The organism is Pseudomonas sp. NPDC099000 (assembly GCF_044759925.1).
Taxonomy (GTDB): Bacteria; Pseudomonadota; Gammaproteobacteria; order Pseudomonadales; family Pseudomonadaceae; genus Aquipseudomonas.
The window spans coordinates 1-1,374 of the sequence record NZ_JBIWAF010000059.1 but is presented as its reverse complement, the minus strand read 5'-3'; the positions used below and the strand labels follow the sequence as shown (position 1 = coordinate 1,374).

At 55.2% G+C, this 1,374-nt stretch carries 1 protein-coding gene; it reads left to right on the top strand.

From position 1 onward, the window contains the following. Nucleotides 1–52: 52 nt before the first annotated feature. Nucleotides 53–1,312: an IS256 family transposase gene (locus ACIQV9_RS28910; RefSeq protein ID WP_403108667.1), complete on the top strand. Its 1,260-nt coding sequence runs from the start codon at nucleotides 53–55 to the stop codon at nucleotides 1,310–1,312. Nucleotides 1,313–1,374: the final 62 nt, after the last annotated feature.

The window sequence follows — 1,374 nt, the reverse complement described above, 5'->3', positions numbered from 1 at the left end:
GGGAGTGTCATAAATTTTGTGTTCGGGCATAACATGTAGCAGAGGTGCATGTATGCCAACCAAAAAGAAACCGGCCCGTGAGGCCCAGCGTGACCTTCCTTCCATTCCAAAAGAGCTGATCGACCAGTTCGTCAGCGGACCGATGAGTGCTGATGCCATTCAGGATGCCGCGATGGCGTTCAAGAAGGCCCTTATCGAGCGAGCCCTTGGCGCCGAACTGGGGCACCACCTTGGGTATTCTCAGGGCGCGGAGCGCCCCGAGGATTCGAGCAACCAACGCAACGGTAGAAGCAGCAAGACCGTGCTGACCGATGACGGCCCGTTGCGCCTGGACATCCCCAGAGACCGTGACGGCAGCTTTGCTCCGATCCTGATCCCCAAACACGAGCGCCGTTTTACGGGCTTCGATGACAAGATCATTGCCATGTATGCCCGCGGCATGAGCGTTCGTGAGATCCGTGCATTTCTCTCAGAACAGTACGGAACAGACGTATCCCATGACTTCATCAGCTCTGTTACCGACGCTGTTCTGGACGAAGTCAGTACCTGGCAGCAGCGACCACTCGAAACCATGTACCCCGTCATTTTCTTTGATGCTCTGAGGGTCAAAATTCGTGACGAAGGCGTGGTTCGCAACAAGGCGATCTACTTGGCCCTGGGCGTACTGCCTGACGGCACTCGAGATATTTTGGGGATCTGGATCGAGAACACTGAAGGTGCCAAGTTCTGGATGAAGGTCTTCAATGACCTCAAAACCCGAGGCGTCGAAGACGTACTGATCGCGGTGACCGACGGACTTAAAGGCATGCCGGAGGCCTTGAGTGCAGTGTTCCCACAAACAACGTTGCAGACGTGCATCGTCCATTTGATTCGTAACAGCCTCGATTACGCGGCTTGGGACAAACGTCGGGAACTGGCCAAAGCCCTCAAACCGATCTACCAAGCACTCAATGCTGAAGTCGCCGAACAAGCTCTGGAAGCTTTTGAGGCAGGGCCTTGGGGCAAGCAATATCCAACAGTGGCGGCAGCGTGGAGACGCGCCTGGGATCGAGTCATCCCGTTTTTCGTATTTCCGCCGGCCATACGAAAAGTGATCTACACGACCAACGCCATCGAGAGCATCAATGCGCAGTTACGCAAGATCATCAAGACACGAGGCCACTTTCCAACCGACGAAGCAGCGACGAAGCTGATCTGGCTGGCGCTGCAAAACATCACCGCCAACTGGGGCAGTGCCGCCCATGACTGGAAAAGTGCGATGAATCAGTTTGCGGTTTTGTACGGAGATCGATTCATCAGGCCGAACTGGTGAAAATCAAGGCCTGCCTGACGGCAGGCCGTTACCGGCCCGCACACAAAAAATCTGACACTCTC